Source organism: Thermorhabdus hydrogeniformans (assembly GCF_049310025.1).
In the GTDB taxonomy this organism is placed as follows: domain Bacteria; phylum Bacillota; class Thermosediminibacteria; order Thermosediminibacterales; family Tepidanaerobacteraceae; genus JBJYKD01.
This window is the reverse complement of sequence record NZ_JBJYKD010000072.1, coordinates 1-1176: the sequence shown is the minus strand read 5'-3', so window position 1 is coordinate 1176 and position 1176 is coordinate 1. Positions and strand designations below refer to the sequence as shown.

General features: G+C 36.1%; 2 protein-coding genes. Both read right to left on the bottom strand.

Features of this window, described 5'->3' with window-relative positions; genetic code table 11:
- Positions 1-68: 68 nt before the first annotated feature.
- Complete coding sequence (locus tag ACKX14_RS15505; RefSeq protein WP_422449264.1) at positions 69-431, bottom strand: hypothetical protein; 363 nt, start codon at positions 429-431, stop codon at positions 69-71.
- A 178-nt stretch (positions 432-609) separates the two neighbouring features.
- Positions 610-1176: transposase (locus tag ACKX14_RS15500; RefSeq protein ID WP_422449262.1), on the bottom strand; the 567-nt coding region annotated here is incomplete at its 5' end.

Here is a 1176-nt window from a genome sequence, read left to right as displayed (position 1 = left end):
ACTGAAGTATCTGCAAGTCCTGAAAGGATCTACGGGCTGAAAGCCCGTGGGTTTAAACCAAGCGCTTATTAACTAAACCAGCTTTTTGCAGACATTGACAAGACCAAATAAGTCTGGGCTTTAACGTTGTTTTGTGAACCTTGTTTTTTTCTTGTATCTTCTTTCAATTCAAAATAAAAAGCTGAGTGCATAACAACAAAATATGCTGTGTCCTTACCTGAATCAAGGCTAACCTGAGTATAAGCCTCCATATCCTCAAGCGTTTTCATAATTGTGTCCAGTATTCTATATGCCCTGTTCATATTTGATTCTGAAACATTTATTGGAAGAATGGGTTTATTATCTCGATATTTACTTTTTACACTTGCATAATAGCTTGAACTGAAGCTGGCCTGTTTTAATGCCTTATCCCTCTTTTTTCTGTAAATCAATTCTTGCTTATGCTCGGTCACTAGCGTTGCATAAAATTTTTTAATAAAAGTCAAGTAAAAATTAATATACCGCAATATACCATATATGTTAAAAAATGTAATTATATTTTTTTCTCTTATGTCAAAAGGAGCAACCGCCTATGGGTAGTCCTTTTCCACATTTTACCACTGTATTTAGTTAAATTATTGGATCATAACTTAAGTCATCCAAAAAGTCTGCTTCGCCTTGTACCACCTGCCTTAAGGTTTCTTGAAATATTGTTTCATGATCCACCTTCCGTCGTCTGCCTTTGAATTTTCTCGTCGGTCGGTAAAGCTTTTTAACGAAGCTTGTGAATGGTTCTAAAAGGCAGGTATGCAGTAATCTCTTGATAGTTAGTAATGGCCCTCTGTAACATGTTTTTAACTTTAGAAGCAGCAATAAGCAATAGGTCATCAGCGCAATAAATAATTGGTTTTCCACCGCCCATGGGCTCAATCCGTAAAAATGCTTTATGCGTAGGTGCTGTTTTATCCACTTGAAGAATAATTCTATTTGCCATCTGTTGCGGTATATATCGGCTATTTCCTCTGCAGTTATTTTAAAGTCGTTTGTTACGATGATTATTGGTTCTCCCTGGGTATCCTGTACTTCAATCAATCTTAAGCGATGTTTCATCTGGTTAATGTTTTCTTTGCCCAAGTAAACGTATTGTTCACGCTTTATTATACCATTGGGGTCTACAGGTAGTTCTTCATCTACTTT